The organism is Streptomyces sp. NBC_00273 (assembly GCF_036178145.1).
In the GTDB taxonomy this organism is placed as follows: Bacteria; Actinomycetota; Actinomycetes; order Streptomycetales; family Streptomycetaceae; genus Streptomyces.
On sequence record NZ_CP108067.1, the window covers coordinates 5,533,334 to 5,548,208 of the forward strand.

Genomic DNA, 14,875 nt, shown 5'->3' on the forward strand with positions numbered 1-14,875 from the left:
ACTTTGATGGATCCTCAGCCGGATCCGTGGAGTCGTCAGCCGCCGTCGGTGACGCGTACGGCGTGCCGCAGGTCTTCGTAGACGCCGGGGTCGAACTCCCCCGCCGTCGGGGCCGCGACCGTGGCCGCGGACAGGGCGACCGCACGGGTGAGGCGGTCCGGCCAGTCCGCGCCCTCCACCAGGGCCGACAGCAGGCCGGCGACCACGGAGTCGCCCGCTCCGGTCGGGTTGCCGGACAGCCGGCGCGGCGGGGCCGCCTGCCAGGAGCCCTCGGCGGTGGAGGCCAGCAGGCCGGCCGGGCCGAGTGAGGCGACCACCGCGTGGGCGCCCCGGCGGCGGGCGTCGCGGGTGGCGGGGAGCGGGTCGCAGGATCCGGTGAGCTCGGCCAGTTCGGCGGCGTTCGGCTTGATGATCTCCGGGCGGGCGGCCACTCCGCGGCGCAGGGCCTCGCCGCTGGTGTCCAGCAGGACGGGCACCCCGGCCGCGCGGGCCGACCGCACGAGCAGCGCGTACGCGCCCACCGGCACGCCCGGCGGGAGGCTGCCGCACAGGGCCACCGCGCGGGCGCCGCGCACGAGGTCCTCGAAGTGGGACAGGAACCGCGACCACTCGGCGGCGGTGATCTGCGGGCCCGGCTCGTTGAACTGCGTGGTGTCGCCGGAGGCCGCGTCGGTGACGGCGACCGTGCGGCGGGTGTTGCCCGCGACGGGAACCAGGGCGTCGACCACGCCCGGCGACTGCGCGAGCAGCCCCCGTACGACGGAGCCGACGGGGCCGCCGGCGAAGCCCGTCGCGGTCACCTCGTGGCCGAGGGCGGCCAGGACGTGCGCGACGTTGATCCCCTTGCCGCCGGGGCGTTCGGTGACGGTGGAGACCCGGTGCGAGGCGTGCGGAACCAGCCGCGGCACTTGGTACGTGACGTCGAGCGCGGTGTTGAGCGTCACGGTAAGGATCATGGGCACTCCCGGGTCTGATGCTGCCGGGATCATGCCAAACGTAGGGCGGTCGGCCCAGTCCCGGGGCCGACCGTCTTCCTTCCGCGCAGCCGCAGGGCCGTCAGATCGGCGGTCAGGAGGGCGGGCTGACGATCCATTCGCCGCGGCGCATGACTCCCTTGACGTCGAACGCGGCGTCCAGCACGACGAGGTCCGCGTACTTGCCGGGCTCCAGCGAGCCGATCTCGTCGTACAGGCCGATCAGCTTGGCCGGGTTGGCGGAGATCGCCTGGACCACGGACTCCACCGGCAGCTTGTCGAGGGTCACCGAGCGCTTGAAGGCGGTGTCCAGGGTCAGCGTCGAGCCGGCGATGGAGCCGCCCTCCACCAGCCGTGCCACGCCGTGCTTGACCTCGACCTCCAGCGGGCCGAGGTGGTAGGTCCCGTCGCCGAAGCCGGCCGCGTCCATCGCGTCGGTGATCAGCGCGACGCGGTGCGCGCCCGCGTGGTGGAAGGCCAGTTCCAGTGCCGCCGGGTGCAGGTGGGTGCCGTCGTTGATGAGTTCGACGGTGATCCGCTCGTCCTCCAGCAGCGCGGCGATCGGGCCGGGTTCGCGGTGGGCGAGGGGCGGCATCGCGTTGAAGAGGTGGGTGGCCACGGTCGCGCCCGCGTCGATGGCGGCGCGCGTCTGCTCGTACGTGGCGTCCGTGTGGCCGATCGCCGCGATGACCCCGTGTTCGGCGAGCAGCCGTACGGAGTCCAGGCCGCCCGGCAGTTCGGTGGCGAGGGTGAACATGCGGGCGGCGCCGTGCGCGGCGTCGATGAGCTTGCGGACCTCGGCCGGGTCGGGGTCGCGGAGCAGGTCCTCCTTGTGGGCGCCCTTGCGGCAGGGGTTGATGAACGGCCCCTCGAAGTGGATGCCGGCGATCTCGCCCGCTTGCGTCAGCTCGGCGAGCAGCCCGGCCCGCCGGGCGAGTTCGTCCAGGTCCCCGGTGACGGTGGAGGCGACCAGGGTGGTGGTGCCGTGCTCGCGGTGGGTGCGGACTCCCTTGAGGACGTCCTCGGCGGTGCCGGAGGTGAACGAGGCGCCGCCGCCACCGTGGTTGTGCATGTCGACGAAGCCGGGGACGATCCAGTGCCCGGACAGGTCGACGCTCCGCGCACCTTCGTGGGCGCTGCCGGCGATGCGGTCGCCGTCGACGATGATCCTGCCGTTCGCCACCGTTCCGGTGGGCAGCACCACCCTGGCGCCCGAAAGAACAGTGCTGTGCGCGCTTCCGGACATCAGGCAGGTACCTCCGTGGCGAGTAGGTCCCAGGCGAGCAGCCCTGCGCCCAGGCATCCGGCGGTGTCCCCGAGGGCAGCCGGAACGATGTGGGGGAGCCGCTGGAACGTCACGCGCTCCTCCACGGCCGCCCGTAGTGGTGTGAACAAGGTCTCCCCGGCTTCCGCCAGCCCGCCGCCGATGATCAGCGTGCGCGGGTCCAGCAGGGTGATCGCGGTGACCAGTCCGTCGGCGAGGGCGCCGACGGCGGCCAGCCAGACCTCCCGGGCGCGCGCGTCGCCGGACGCGACGGCCTTGGCGCAGTCCGCGGCGTCGGCCTCCGGGTCGCCGGAGGCCGCGGCCCAGGCGCGGCTGACGGCCGCGGCGGAGGCGAGGGTCTCCAGGCAGCCGTGCTGGCCGCAGCCGCAGGCGGGGCCGCCCGGGCGCACCACGATGTGCCCGATCTCGCCCGCGTAGCCGTGGGCGCCGGCCTCGATGCGGCCGGCGATGCCGATGGCTCCGGCGATGCCGGTGCCGAGCGGGACGAAGAGGAAGCGGTCGGCGCCCCGGCCGGCGCCGATGCGGCCCTCGGCGAGTCCGCCCGTGCGCACGTCGTGGCCGAGGGCCACGGGGATGCCGCCGAGGCGGCTGCTGAGCAGGGCGCGCATCGGTACGTCGCGCCAGCCCAGGTTCGCCGCGTAGACGGCGATCCCCTGCTCGGCGTCGACGATGCCCGGAACGGCGACGCCGGCGGCCGAGGCGGGCCGTCCGAAGCGTTCCCGGCCGATGTCGAGCAGCTCGGCGGCGAAGTCCTGGATCGTCTCGACGACGGCGTCGGGGCCCCGCTCGCGGCCGGTGGCCCGGCGTGCTTCGTGGAGCAGGGTGCCTCCCCCAGCTACCGCAGGGTGGTGCCCCCCTGCGGCGACCAGGGCGGCCTTCATCCCGGTGCCGCCCACATCGAGGGCGATGACGTGTTTCACGGGTTTCACAGAGACAGTCTCGCGTGCTCGGCGGGGAAAGGTCTAGTCCAATGAGGGAGATTGTTGAGCGGCCATACAAATTCGGGATCCAGGTCGGGAGCTCGATGTGGACGAGCCGCCAAAGTGGTGTAGACCTTACGTGGATCGTACGTACAAGAAGTGGTGGATGGAGAACTGTGAAGGGCCGTTACCTGAGCCTGGCCGCGTCCGGCGCCGTGCTGTGCCTGACTGCCGTGACGCTGACGGGCTGCGGAGCCCTCGACGGGCTCACCGGAGACAACGAGGTGACCCTGCGGGTCGTGGCGGCCGACTACGGGGACAATCCGCAGAACTCCTCCGAGGCCTACTGGAAGGACCTCGCCGCGGGCTTCGAGAAGGCCAACCCGGGCACCAAGGTCGAGGTCAGCGTCTACTCCTGGTCCGAGGTCGACGCCAAGGTCGCCGAGATGGTCAAGGCCGGCAAGGCCCCCGACATAGCCCAGATCGGCGCCTACTCCGACTACGCGGCCGCCGGCAAGCTGTACTCGGCGGAAGAGCTGCTCTCCGTGAAGACCGAGGCCGACTTCCTCGGACCGCTCGCGGACGCCGGCAAGGTCAAGCAGGTCCAGTACGGCATGCCCTTCGTGGCCAGCACCCGGCTGCTCTTCTACAACGAGAAGCTGCTCTCCGACGCCGGTGTGATCGGCAAGGACGCCAAGGGCTGGCAGCCGAAGAACTGGGCGGACCTCGAAGCCGCCGCCAAGAAGCTCAAGGCCGCGAACGTGCCCACCCCCTTCGCGGTGCCGCTGGGCCGCGAGGAGGCGCAGGCCGAGACGATGATGTGGATGCTCGCGGGCGGCGGCGGCTACACCGACAACGAGGAGTCGTACGCGATCGACTCCGCCCCCAACGCCAAGGCGCTGGAGTTCCTGCGGGACAAGATGGTCGGCCAGGGGCTGACCGGCCCCGTGGAGCCCGGCAAGCTGGACCGCCAGGCCGCCTTCGACGGCTTCGCCAAGGGCGAGGTCGGCATGCTCAACGGGCACCCGACCCTGCTCAAGCAGGCCGCCGCCAAGGGCGTGAAGTTCGGCATGGTGCCGCTGCCCACCGCCGACGGCAGCGACCAGCCCGCGATGGGCGTCGCGGACTGGATCATGGCCTTCAAGAACGGCCACCGCCAGGAGTCCGGCAAGTTCCTGGACTTCCTGTACCAGCCGAAGAACGTGACGGCCTTCACCGAGAAGTACGACCTGCTGCCCGCCACCACCAGCGGCTACCAGGCCAAGCAGGCCGCCACGGGCGGCTCGGCCCCGCAGCTGAGGCCCTTCCTGACGGCCCTGCCGAACTCCCGGCTGTACCCCGTCGGCAAGAAGTCCTGGGCGGGCGTCAGCGAGGACATCAAGCAGAACATCGGCAAGACCGTCCAGCCGGGCGGACAGCCCGCGAAGGTGCTGGAGCAGATCGCCAAGGCCGCCCGGGCGGCGGACCCGCGCTGAGTGGTGGCGGCGGGCCGGGTGTCAGAGCGCGGCGTTAATCTGGCGGTATGACGGACGAGGGGCAGCTGACGGCCACGGAGGCCGCGGTGCTCGCGTACGAGGGACGCACCTGGCCCGGGCCCGGAGCCAAGGAACGGGCCATCCGGGAAGGGCTGGGGATGACCCCCGTCCGCTACTACCAGTTGCTCAACGCACTGATGGACGACCCGCGCGCCCTGGCCCACGCCCCGGGCACCGTGAACCGGCTGCGCAGGATCCGAGAGGCCCAGCGAGCCCGGCGATAGCCGTAGCCGTGGCACCGCCCGGCCGTTAGGGTCGTGCGTATGGGGAGTCATCCGCACGACCTGCCGATGCCCGTCACCGCAGCCGGACGCGAGGGACTCGAAGCCCTGCTCCGCGCACCCCGCCGGTCCGTGGTCGCCCTGGACTTCGACGGCACGCTCGCCGACATCGTCCCGGACCCGGACCAGGCCCGCGCCCACCCCGGAGCCGTCCCGGCCCTGTCCGCACTCGCCCCCGAGGTCGACTCGGTGGCGGTGATCACCGGCCGGCCGGCGGGCGTCGCCGTCCGCTACGGGGGCTTCGCCGGAGTCCCCGGTCTGCAGCACCTGGTCGTCCTCGGCCACTACGGAGCCGAACGGTGGGACGCCGTCAGCGGCATCGTCCACGCGCCCGCCGAGCACCCCGGGGTGGCGGCGGTCCGGGCGGAGCTGCCGGGGTTCCTGGATTCCATCGGGGCCTGGCGCGGCACCTGGATCGAGGAGAAGGGCCGGGCGCTGGCCGTGCACACCCGGCGGGCTGAGGACCCGGCGGCGGCCTTCGCGGCGCTGCGGGAGCCGCTGGCGGAGCTCGCGGCGCGGCACGGGCTGATGGTCGAGCCGGGGCGGGCGGTGCTGGAGCTGAGGCCGCCCGGCATGGACAAGGGCGTCGCCCTGACCGAGTTCCTGGCGGAACGGGACGCGGAGGCGGTGCTGTACGCGGGCGACGACCTGGGTGACCTGGCGGCGTTCTCGGCGGTGGAGAAGGGGCGGGCGGACGGCTTGCCGGGGCTGCTGGTGTGCAGTGGCTCCGCGGAGGTCCCCGAGCTCGCCGCGCGGGCCGACCTGGTCCTCCCCGGACCGGGCAAGGTCGCCGCCTTCCTGGCCGCCCTGGCCGAAGCCCTGCGGGACTGACCGGCCGCAGCCGTCTGCGGCGCCGTGCTCGGGGGCCAGCCCCCGAACCCCCGCGCCTCAAACGCCGGCGAGGCTGGACTTGCGGGGCTCCGCCCCCGGACCCCCCCGCCTCAAACTCCCCCAGCTACCGCTGGGAGGTGCCCCTGGCGGGGCTGGATCTTTCAGCCGTCCGGCGTTTGAGGACCGGGTCCGGGCAGAGCCCGGTTTTTCAGCCCCGCCGGCGATCGAGGCGCGGGGTCTGGGGCCGAGCCCCAGCAGTGGATCAGGTCAAGGCTGCGAGCTGGGCCTCGAACCAGGCCGTCGGGGGGAGGGCCGTCGCCGCTGCCGCGAGGCGCTTGGTGCGTTCCGCGCGTTCGCCGATCGGCATGGACAGCGCCGCGTGCAGCGCATCCGCCGTCGCCGTCACGTCGTACGGGTTCACCGTCAGCGCGTCCTGGCGGAGCTCCTCGTACGCCCCCGCCCCGGTGGACAGCACCAGCACGCACCCCGCCTCCGACACCACCGGGATCTCCTTCGCCACCAGGTTCATCCCGTCCCGCACCGGATTCACCAGCGCCACGTCCGCCAGCCGGTACGCCGCCAGCGAGCGCTCGAAGTCGTCCTTCACCGACACCAGCACCGGCTGCCAGTCCTCCGTACCGAACTCCGCGTTGATCTCCGCCGCCAGGTCCCGCACCGACTGCGTGTAGTCCCGGTACACCTTCAGGTCCTGCCGCGACGGGTACGCCGACGCCAGGTGGACCACCCGGCCCCGCCACTGCGGGCGCGCGGTCAGCAGCTCCCGGTAGGCCAGCAGGCCGCGCAGGATGTTCTTCGACAGTTCCGTGCGGTCCACGCGGACGATCGTCCGCAGGCCGTCGACCTCCGCCCGCAGCTCCGCCAGCTTGGCGTTCACCTCCGGCCGGTTCGCCAGTGCCCGCAGTTCGTCCCCGTCCACACCCAGCGGGTACGCGCGCACGTGCGTGGTCCGGGTGGACCACACCGAGTACCGCTGGTGCTCCACCACCGAGCCGCCGCGCACCTCCGACCGCCCCCATGCGTCGTCGAGCCGCGCCGATCCCAGGAACTCCGCCGCCCAGGCCTCGGTGTGGAAGCCGAGCACGTCCGCGCCGAGCATGCCCCAGAGCAGCGTCTCGCGGACCGTGTCGGGCAGCACGGAGAGATAGCCGGGCGCGGCCCACGGGGTGTGCGTGAAGTGCGCGATCCGCAGGTCGGGACGGAGCACCCGCAGCAGTCCGGGCACCAGTGCCAGGTGGTAGTCCTGGACCAGTACCTGCGCGCCCTGCCCGGCCTCCGCGGCCAGTGCCTCGGCGAAGGCCTGGTTGTAGCGCTCGTACGACTCCCACCGCCGGCGGAACTCGGCGTCGAAGACCGGTTCGCGCGGGATGTCGTACAAGTGGTGGTGCGTGAACCACAGCACAGAGTTGGCGATGCCGTTGTACGCATCGTCATACATCGTGGGATCGAAGTCCAACATCCGGACGCCCGGCTCGGCCACGCCCCGCCGGACCGCCTCCCGGTCCGCGTCCGACAGCGCCGCACAGATCCACAGCGCGTCCGGCTGCTCGGCGAGGGCCGTGGAGAGTCCGGAGACGAGACCGCCCCCGCCGCGCCGGGCACTGAGCGTCCCGTCCTCGGCAAGGGCGTAGGAGAGGGGGCCGCGGTTCGCTGCGACGAGCACCTGGGAAGCCATGCCGCCAACCTAGCCCGGCCCGCACCCGCTCAAACCGTACGTTCGCTCACGCCACGCGACGCAGCGCGTACTCCTTGATGCCCGCCATCGGCGGCCGCTCCTCCGTGTCCACCGGGTACGTCCGCGGCCGGAAACCCTCCGGTCCGCGCTCGAACTGCGTGAGCTCCGGTCGTACGAGGTGCCCGCGCGAGAGCCGTACCTGGGCGGTGCGGTAGATCGCCGCGGCCATCCGGCCCAGCGCCTGCCCGTCCTGGTGGCGGTGGACCCGTACGCCCACGTCCACCTGGGCCAGTGCGTCCAGCCCGACCGTGTGCAGCGCGTCGACCAGCAGACCCAGTTCGACGCCGTAGCCGACGGGGAACGGCAGCTGCTCCAGCAGGGAGCGGCGCACCGCGTACTCGCCGCCCAGCGGCTGCACGAAGCCGGCCAGCTGTGGCCAGTGGAGGTTGAGGAGCGGGCGGGCGACCAGCTCGGTGACCCGGCCGCCCTGCCCCGGGGCGTCCCCCAGCGGCCGGTCGTACATCGCCTTGACGAACTGCACGTCGGGGTCGGTCAGCAGTGGTCCGACGATGCCGGAGACGAAGGTCGCGGAGAAGTCCCGCAGGTCGGCGTCGACGAAGCAGACGACGTCCCCGCCGGTGGCCAGCAGCGAACGCCACAGCACCTCGCCCTTGCCGGGCAGCGCCGGGACGCGGGGCAGGATCTCGTCGCGGTGCACCACCCGGGCCCCGGCCTTCGCCGCGACCTCCGCGGTGCGGTCGGCGGAGCCCGAGTCGATGACGACCAGCTCGTCCACCAGAGGGACCGGCAGTCCCTCGATCAGCTCACGCCGGATGACCTCGACGATCGTGCCGACCGTCGCCTCCTCGTCCAGCGCGGGCAGCACCACGCTGACCGTGGTCCCGGCCGCCCGTTTCCGGTCGAGCAGCTGGTCGAGCGGTCGGTCGGCGGCGGACCAGGAGCGGTCGGCCAGCCATCGCTCCACCTCTTCCAGCACCCTCAGCACTCCCTGCGTGTCGGCGATATTCGCCCTTATGTGATCCATCTCGAGGTTCGGACGCCTGTCTCAACCGCCCGGGCCTTCGGTTACAGTCTTGAACAACGCGAAGGACCACCGCATGCCGGGGGTCCCGCGCACAAACGCACCGGCGCGCCATAGAGCGCGTGTGCCGGTGCCATACCGCTCATCCAGAGGGGCAGAGGGACACGGCCCGTTGAAGCCCCGGCAACCCTCCAGTCGGTTCTCGCGATCGCGCGTCAGCGCTCGTCAGCGAGGTCCCCGGCTAGGGAAGGTGCCAATTCCGTCTCATGGCGAAGTGCGCCATGGGGAAGATGAGGAGAAAGGGCCTCGCCATCATGGCTGCACAGACTGTCGCCACCTCTGTTGATCTCGGACCCGCCACCGGCCTTTCCTGTCGCGAGTGCGGTACCCGTTTCGAGCTCGGCCCCATCTTCGCGTGCGCCGAGTGCTTCGGACCGCTGGAAGTCGCCTACGACCTGCCGACCGGCGACCCCGAGGCCCTGCGCGCCGCGATCGAGGCCGGCCCGGGCAACATCTGGCGCTACGCGCCGCTGCTGCCCGTCCCCGCGAACGTGGCCGACAAGCCCAGCCTGAACCCCGGCTTCACCAAGCTCGTGGACGCGGCCAACCTGGCCAAGGAACTGGGCATCACCGGCAAGCTGTACGTCAAGGACGACTCCGGCAACCCGACGCACTCCTTCAAGGACCGCGTCGTGGCCATCGCCGTCGAGGCCGCCCGCGCCTTCGGCTTCACCACCCTGTCCTGCTCCTCCACCGGCAACCTGGCCGGCGCCGTCGGCGCCGCGGCCGCCCGGGCCGGCTTCCGCTCCTGCGTGTTCATCCCGCACGACCTGGAGCAGGGCAAGGTCGTCATGGCCGGTGTGTACGGCGGCGACCTGGTCGGCATCGAGGGCAACTACGACGACGTCAACCGCTTCTGCTCCGAGCTCATCGGCGACCCGCTGGGCGAGGGCTGGGGCTTCGTCAACGTCAACCTGCGTCCTTACTACGGCGAGGGCTCCAAGACGCTGGCGTACGAGATCTGCGAGCAGCTCGGCTGGCAGCTGCCCGACCAGATCGTGATCCCGATCGCGTCCGGCTCGCAGCTGACGAAGATCGACAAGGGTCTGCAGGAGCTCATCAAGCTCGGCCTCGTCGAGGACAAGCCGTACAAGATCTTCGGTGCGCAGGCCGAGGGCTGCTCCCCGGTGTCGACCGCCTTCAAGGCCGGTCACGACGTGGTCCGCCCGCAGAAGCCGAACACCATCGCCAAGTCGCTGGCCATCGGCAACCCGGCGGACGGCCCGTACGTCCTGGACATCGCCCGCCGCACCGGCGGTTTCGTCGAGGACGTCACCGACGAGCAGGTCGTCGAAGCCATCAAGATCCTCGCGCAGACCGAGGGCATCTTCGCCGAGACCGCGGGCGGCGTGACCGTCGGCGTGACGAAGAAGCTCATCGACAACGGGCAGCTCGACCCGACGCTGACCACCGTCGTCCTCAACACCGGTGACGGCCTCAAGACCCTGGAGGCGGTGGCCGCGGACAGCGGGCAGACCGCCACCATCCGCCCGAGCCTGGACGCGTTCCGCGCCGCCGGCCTCGCCTGATCTTCTCCCTTCTGCACCCGGAAAGGCAGTAGCGCCATGAGCGTCAACGTCCGCATCCCCACCATCCTGCGCACCTACACCGGCGGCGTCGCCGAGGTCCCGGCCGAGGGTGCGACCCTCGCCGAGGTCATCGAGTCCCTGGAGAAGAACCACCCGGGCATCGCCGCGCGCGTCCTGGACGACCAGGGCAAGCTGCGCCGCTTCGTGAACGTCTACGTCAACGACGACGACGTGCGCTTCGAGGGCGGGCTGCAGGCGGCGACGCCGGACGGCGCCGGCGTCTCGATCATCCCGGCCGTCGCCGGCGGTTGCTGATCCCCCGGATCTCCACCGCGTCTTCCCCGTCACCGCTCCGGTGACGGGCGCAAAACGAAATTGCCCCCTCCGCTAAAAGCGGAGGGGGCAATTCTGCTTGATTGGGCACGGTAGGGTTGGGGAAGTCCCCTCCGCTGTTCTTGCCCCCTGCATATGAACGGGCCGCGCAAGGGTCGACATCGGGCCAACATGCGAGTGCGCTATGGGGCTTTGGCGAGATATGTCGGGCCCGAGTTGCCCGGGAGTATGGCAACTTTTCACTCTATTTCAATGTTTCTCGGTGTCCAGAATTCTCATCGGATTGACCTGTTGCAGACAGCATCCGCGCAGATACATTCAGCCTCGGTCGAAGCGTTCCGACGCAAGTTCTGACCCGGGATCGTGAAGTGCGTTCCTGCGCAAGGGCCAGTAATAGGGGAGTTAGGCATGGCTCAGGGCACCGTCAAGTGGTTCAACGCGGAGAAGGGCTACGGCTTCATCGCGGTCGACGGTGGTGCGGATGTGTTCGTCCACTACAGCGCCATCCAGATGGACGGGTACCGCACCCTTGAAGAGGGTCAGCGGGTCGAGTTCGAGATCTCGCAGGGCCAGAAGGGTCCGCAGGCGGACATGGTCAAGCTCGCACTCGGCTAGTCCTGGAGCGATCGACCACCGACGCACGGTCTTCAGCGAAGACCTGGAACACCACGAGGGGCCCACATCCTGGACACGGGATGGGGCCCCTCGTGCGTGTGCCCGGTAGTAGCCGGGCATCACTCGAAGCCGCTTGCACTCGAGGGGGTCGAGTGCTAATCATTGGCGTTAGCACTCTCTGGTTGAGAGTGCTACTGAACGAGGACCGGGTCGGTGAGGCCCGCAGGGTCCGGCGGGAAGGAACCGCCGGGCACGCAGGCCGTCCGTCGCGGGCGCGGGCGCGGTCCAGGAGCAATCCACCGCTGTCCGGGAGGACCACTTCAGATGGCCAAGATCATTGCGTTCGACGAGGAGGCCCGCCGCGGCCTCGAGCGTGGGATGAACCAGCTCGCCGACGCCGTCAAGGTCACCCTTGGCCCCAAGGGTCGCAACGTCGTCCTTGAGAAGAAGTGGGGCGCCCCCACGATCACCAACGATGGTGTTTCCATCGCCAAGGAGATCGAGCTCGAGGACCCGTACGAGAAGATCGGCGCCGAGCTGGTCAAGGAAGTCGCCAAGAAGACGGACGACGTCGCCGGCGACGGTACGACCACCGCCACCGTGCTGGCCCAGGCGCTCGTCCGCGAGGGCCTGCGCAACGTGGCCGCCGGTGCCAACCCGATGGCCCTCAAGCGCGGTATCGAGAAGGCCGTCGAGGCCGTCTCCGCCGCCCTGCTCGCCCAGGCGAAGGATGTCGAGACCAAGGAGCAGATCGCTTCGACGGCCTCCATCTCCGCCGCCGACACCCAGATCGGCGAGCTCATCGCCGAGGCCATGGACAAGGTCGGCAAGGAAGGCGTCATCACCGTCGAGGAGTCCCAGACCTTCGGTCTGGAGCTCGAGCTCACCGAGGGCATGCGCTTCGACAAGGGCTACATCTCGGCGTACTTCGCCACCGACATGGAGCGCATGGAGTCGTCCCTCGACGACCCGTACATCCTGATCGTCAACTCCAAGATCGGCTCGGTCAAGGACCTGCTGCCGCTCCTGGAGAAGGTCATGCAGTCCGGCAAGCCGCTGCTGATCATCGCCGAGGACGTCGAGGGCGAGGCGCTCTCCACCCTCGTCGTCAACAAGATCCGTGGCACCTTCAAGTCCGTCGCCGTCAAGGCCCCGGGCTTCGGTGACCGCCGCAAGGCCATGCTCGGTGACATCGCCATCCTCACGGGCGGCACGGTCATCTCCGAGGAGGTCGGCCTCAAGCTGGAGAACGCCGGTCTCGACCTGCTCGGCCGCGCCCGCAAGGTCGTCATCACCAAGGACGAGACCACCATCGTCGACGGTGCCGGTGACAGCGACCAGGTCGCCGGTCGCGTGAACCAGATCCGCGCCGAGATCGAGAACTCCGACTCGGACTACGACCGCGAGAAGCTCCAGGAGCGCCTCGCGAAGCTGGCCGGCGGCGTGGCCGTCATCAAGGCCGGTGCCGCGACCGAGGTCGAGCTCAAGGAGCGCAAGCACCGCATCGAGGACGCCGTTCGCAACGCGAAGGCGGCCGTCGAGGAGGGCATCGTCGCCGGTGGTGGCGTGGCCCTGCTGCAGGCCTCCGCGGTCTTCGAGAAGCTGGAGCTCGAGGGTGACGAGGCGACCGGCGCCAACGCCGTGAAGCTCGCGCTGGAGGCCCCGCTCAAGCAGATCGCCGTCAACGGTGGTCTCGAGGGTGGCGTCGTCGTCGAGAAGGTGCGCAACCTGCCGATCGGTCACGGCCTGAACGCCGCGACCGGCGAGTACGTCGACATGATCGCCGAGGGCATCATCGACCCGGCGAAGGTCACGCGCTCCGCGCTGCAGAACGCCGCGTCGATCGCCGCGCTGTTCCTGACGACCGAGGCCGTCATCGCCGACAAGCCCGAGAAGGCCGGTGCCCCCGCGGGCGGCGGCATGCCGGGCGGTGACATGGACTTCTGATCGACCCCGGCTCCGGCCACGGTTGATCGGCTGTTCTCGAACGAGGGCGGCACCCCCACGGGGGTGCCGCCCTCGGGCGTTTCCCGGACGGGGTCTCAGGCGGCGGGGTGTGCGATGAAGGTGACTTCTTCGCGGTCCTCGTCGAGGGCGATGGTCAGACCCGCGTCCAAGGCGTGCGCGAGGCGGCGCAGCAGCGGCAGCGTGGGCACCGAGTGTTTCGAACGTTGGCGGCGACAGAGTCCCTATGGGTGTGGCCCGCTCGGTCACCGTCGTCCTCCGGGGCGTGCTGTGCCGTGGGTGTGCGCCTCGTTCCAGGCTAGCGACGGCGGGGCCGCCGTGCCCGGCCTATGGGACGTGCCACCCGTGGGTGCGGCGGGTTTGGTTGACTGGTCGCATGAGCGATCTCTTCGTCAAGATCTGCGGGCTCAGGACCGCGCACGACGTCGACGTGGCCGTGGCCGCCGGGGCGGACGCCGTCGGGTTCGTCTTCGCGCCCGGGAGTCCGCGGACCGTGGACGCCGCCACCGCGCGGGAGCTCGCCGCGCGCGTGCCGGAGCGCGTGCTCACCGTCGGGGTGTTCCGGGGGCAGCCGGTGGCGGAGGTGCGCCGGTTCGCCGAAGAGAGCGGTGTGCGGGGCGTGCAGCTGCACGGCGAGGAGGGGCCCGAGGACTTCGCGGCGCTGCGCGCCGAGGGCCGGACCCTGCTGCGGGCCACCGCGGAGCACGTGAAGCGCTGCGGCGAGTACGGCGAGGACCTGCTGTTGCTGGACGCGCCCGACCCGGGCTCCGGGAAGCCGTGGAACTGGGGCGCGGCGGACTTCACCGCGCCCGAGGGGCACTGGCTGCTCGCGGGCGGGCTGAACCCGGGCAACGTGCGGGAGGCGCTCGCGGCCACCGGGGCGTGGGGCGTGGACGTGTCCAGCGGGGTGGAGCGGGAGCGCGGCGTGAAGGACCCCGGGCTGATCCGCGCCTTCATCGACGCGGCCCGCGCCTAGTTTTCTGTAGCGATCGTTACGAAACTCGTGCTACGTTCATTCTGTAGTGATCATTAAGAAAATGAGGGGGATCCACCATGAGTAAGAACGCGCTGGTCACGGGCGGCAGCAGGGGCATCGGACGGGCCGTCGCCGAGCGGCTCGCCGCCGACGGCGCCACGGTCGTGCTCACGTACGCGAGCGACGAGGCGGCCGCCCGCGAGACCGTCGAGCGGATCGCGAAGGACGGCGGCCGGGCCTTCGCCCTCCAGTCGGAGCTCGGCAGCCCCGGCTCCGCCGCCGCGCTCTGGGCGGCGTACGACGCGCTGGGGCTGGACGGGGTCGACATCATCGTCAACAACGCGGGCATCGGACTGCCCATTCCACTGGGCGAGATCACCGAGCAGGACTTCGACCGGGTCTTCGCGGTGAACGTCCGGGCGCCGTTCTTCGTCGTCCAGGAGGCCCTCGGGCGGCTGCGCGACGGGGGCCGGATCATCAACGTCTCCAGTGGCGCCGCCCGCATCGCGATGCCCGAGATCCTCGCTTACGGGGCCACCAAGGGCGCACTCGACACCCTGACCCTGAACCTCGCCAAGGCCCTCGGCCCGCGCGGGATCACCGTGAACTCGGTCGCCCCCGGCATCGTCGACACCGACGTCAACGCCGGCTGGCTGCGCGGCAACGCCGAGGCCGAGGCGCACGCCGCCTCCCTCTCCGCGCTCGGCCGGGTCGGCCGCCCCGACGACATCGCGGACGTCGTCGGTTTCCTCGCCTCCGACGCCGCGCGCTGGGTGACCGGGCGTGTGGTCGACGCCACCGGAGGCTCCGCGCTCTGAGCCGAAGGCACCCGGTTA

14 protein-coding genes and 1 riboswitch are annotated in these 14,875 nt (G+C 71.0%); of the genes, 9 read left to right on the top strand and 5 right to left on the bottom strand.

Going from position 1 to position 14,875, the window contains the following annotated elements; translation table 11 throughout:
- Positions 1 to 35: 35 nt before the first annotated feature.
- From OG386_RS24430 to OG386_RS24440, 3 genes are all read right to left on the bottom strand, one after another.
- A complete protein-coding gene (locus OG386_RS24430; RefSeq protein ID WP_328789880.1) occupies positions 36 to 956 on the bottom strand; it encodes a 1-phosphofructokinase family hexose kinase in 921 nt (306 codons plus the stop codon).
- Positions 957 to 1,068: 112 nt separating this feature from the next.
- The gene (gene nagA, locus OG386_RS24435; protein ID WP_328789881.1) at positions 1,069 to 2,220 is read right to left on the bottom strand and encodes an N-acetylglucosamine-6-phosphate deacetylase; all 1,152 of its coding nucleotides are present in this window, start codon (positions 2,218 to 2,220) and stop codon (positions 1,069 to 1,071) included.
- Positions 2,220 to 3,179 (bottom strand): ROK family protein, encoded by a 960-nt coding sequence (locus OG386_RS24440; RefSeq protein ID WP_328793338.1) that lies wholly within the window; start codon positions 3,177 to 3,179, stop codon positions 2,220 to 2,222. Before OG386_RS24440 ends, nagA begins: the two co-directional genes overlap by 1 nt.
- A 176-nt stretch (positions 3,180 to 3,355) precedes the next feature.
- Here OG386_RS24440 and OG386_RS24445 point away from each other — a divergent pair, with 176 nt between their 5' ends.
- Genes OG386_RS24445 through otsB form a run of 3 tightly spaced genes read left to right on the top strand, consistent with a single transcriptional unit; the run spans position 3,356 to position 5,826 of the window.
- Positions 3,356 to 4,654: an extracellular solute-binding protein gene (locus tag OG386_RS24445; protein ID WP_328789882.1), complete on the top strand. Its 1,299-nt coding sequence runs from the start codon at positions 3,356 to 3,358 to the stop codon at positions 4,652 to 4,654.
- 47 nt (positions 4,655 to 4,701) lie between these two features.
- A complete protein-coding gene (locus OG386_RS24450; protein ID WP_030031449.1) occupies positions 4,702 to 4,938 on the top strand; it encodes a DUF3263 domain-containing protein in 237 nt (78 codons plus the stop codon).
- A 39-nt stretch (positions 4,939 to 4,977) separates the two neighbouring features.
- Entirely contained in the window at positions 4,978 to 5,826 is an 849-nt protein-coding gene (otsB, locus tag OG386_RS24455; RefSeq protein ID WP_328789883.1) for a trehalose-phosphatase, read from the top strand.
- 262 nt (positions 5,827 to 6,088) lie between these two features.
- Here otsB and OG386_RS24460 read toward each other — a convergent pair whose 3' ends face one another.
- Positions 6,089 to 7,519 (bottom strand): alpha,alpha-trehalose-phosphate synthase (UDP-forming), encoded by a 1,431-nt coding sequence (locus tag OG386_RS24460; RefSeq protein WP_328789884.1) that lies wholly within the window; start codon positions 7,517 to 7,519, stop codon positions 6,089 to 6,091.
- 46 nt (positions 7,520 to 7,565) lie between these two features.
- The gene (locus OG386_RS24465; RefSeq protein WP_328793339.1) at positions 7,566 to 8,516 is read right to left on the bottom strand and encodes a glucosyl-3-phosphoglycerate synthase; all 951 of its coding nucleotides are present in this window, start codon (positions 8,514 to 8,516) and stop codon (positions 7,566 to 7,568) included.
- Between the two features lie 184 nt (positions 8,517 to 8,700).
- Positions 8,701 to 8,858, top strand: a riboswitch (SAM riboswitch).
- Positions 8,859 to 8,875: 17 nt separating this feature from the next.
- Between OG386_RS24465 and thrC the strand changes: the two genes are divergently transcribed.
- The 6 genes from thrC (at position 8,876) to OG386_RS24495 (ending at position 14,857) form a co-directional block, all read left to right on the top strand.
- A complete protein-coding gene (thrC, locus tag OG386_RS24470) occupies positions 8,876 to 10,150 on the top strand; it encodes a threonine synthase (RefSeq protein WP_328789885.1) in 1,275 nt (424 codons plus the stop codon).
- 36 nt (positions 10,151 to 10,186) lie between these two features.
- Positions 10,187 to 10,465: a MoaD/ThiS family protein gene (locus OG386_RS24475; RefSeq protein WP_033223628.1), complete on the top strand. Its 279-nt coding sequence runs from the start codon at positions 10,187 to 10,189 to the stop codon at positions 10,463 to 10,465.
- 426 nt (positions 10,466 to 10,891) lie between these two features.
- Positions 10,892 to 11,098 carry a cold-shock protein gene (locus OG386_RS24480; protein WP_030009783.1) on the top strand — a complete coding sequence of 69 codons (207 nt, stop codon included), beginning with the start codon at positions 10,892 to 10,894 and terminating at the stop codon, positions 11,096 to 11,098.
- Positions 11,099 to 11,422: 324 nt separating this feature from the next.
- A complete protein-coding gene (gene groL / locus OG386_RS24485) occupies positions 11,423 to 13,045 on the top strand; it encodes a chaperonin GroEL (protein ID WP_033223630.1) in 1,623 nt (540 codons plus the stop codon).
- Between the two features lie 394 nt (positions 13,046 to 13,439).
- Positions 13,440 to 14,039 (top strand): phosphoribosylanthranilate isomerase, encoded by a 600-nt coding sequence (locus tag OG386_RS24490; RefSeq protein WP_328789886.1) that lies wholly within the window; start codon positions 13,440 to 13,442, stop codon positions 14,037 to 14,039.
- A gap of 77 nt (positions 14,040 to 14,116) precedes the next feature.
- Positions 14,117 to 14,857 carry an SDR family oxidoreductase gene (locus tag OG386_RS24495; RefSeq protein WP_328789887.1) on the top strand — a complete coding sequence of 247 codons (741 nt, stop codon included), beginning with the start codon at positions 14,117 to 14,119 and terminating at the stop codon, positions 14,855 to 14,857.
- Positions 14,858 to 14,875: the final 18 nt, after the last annotated feature.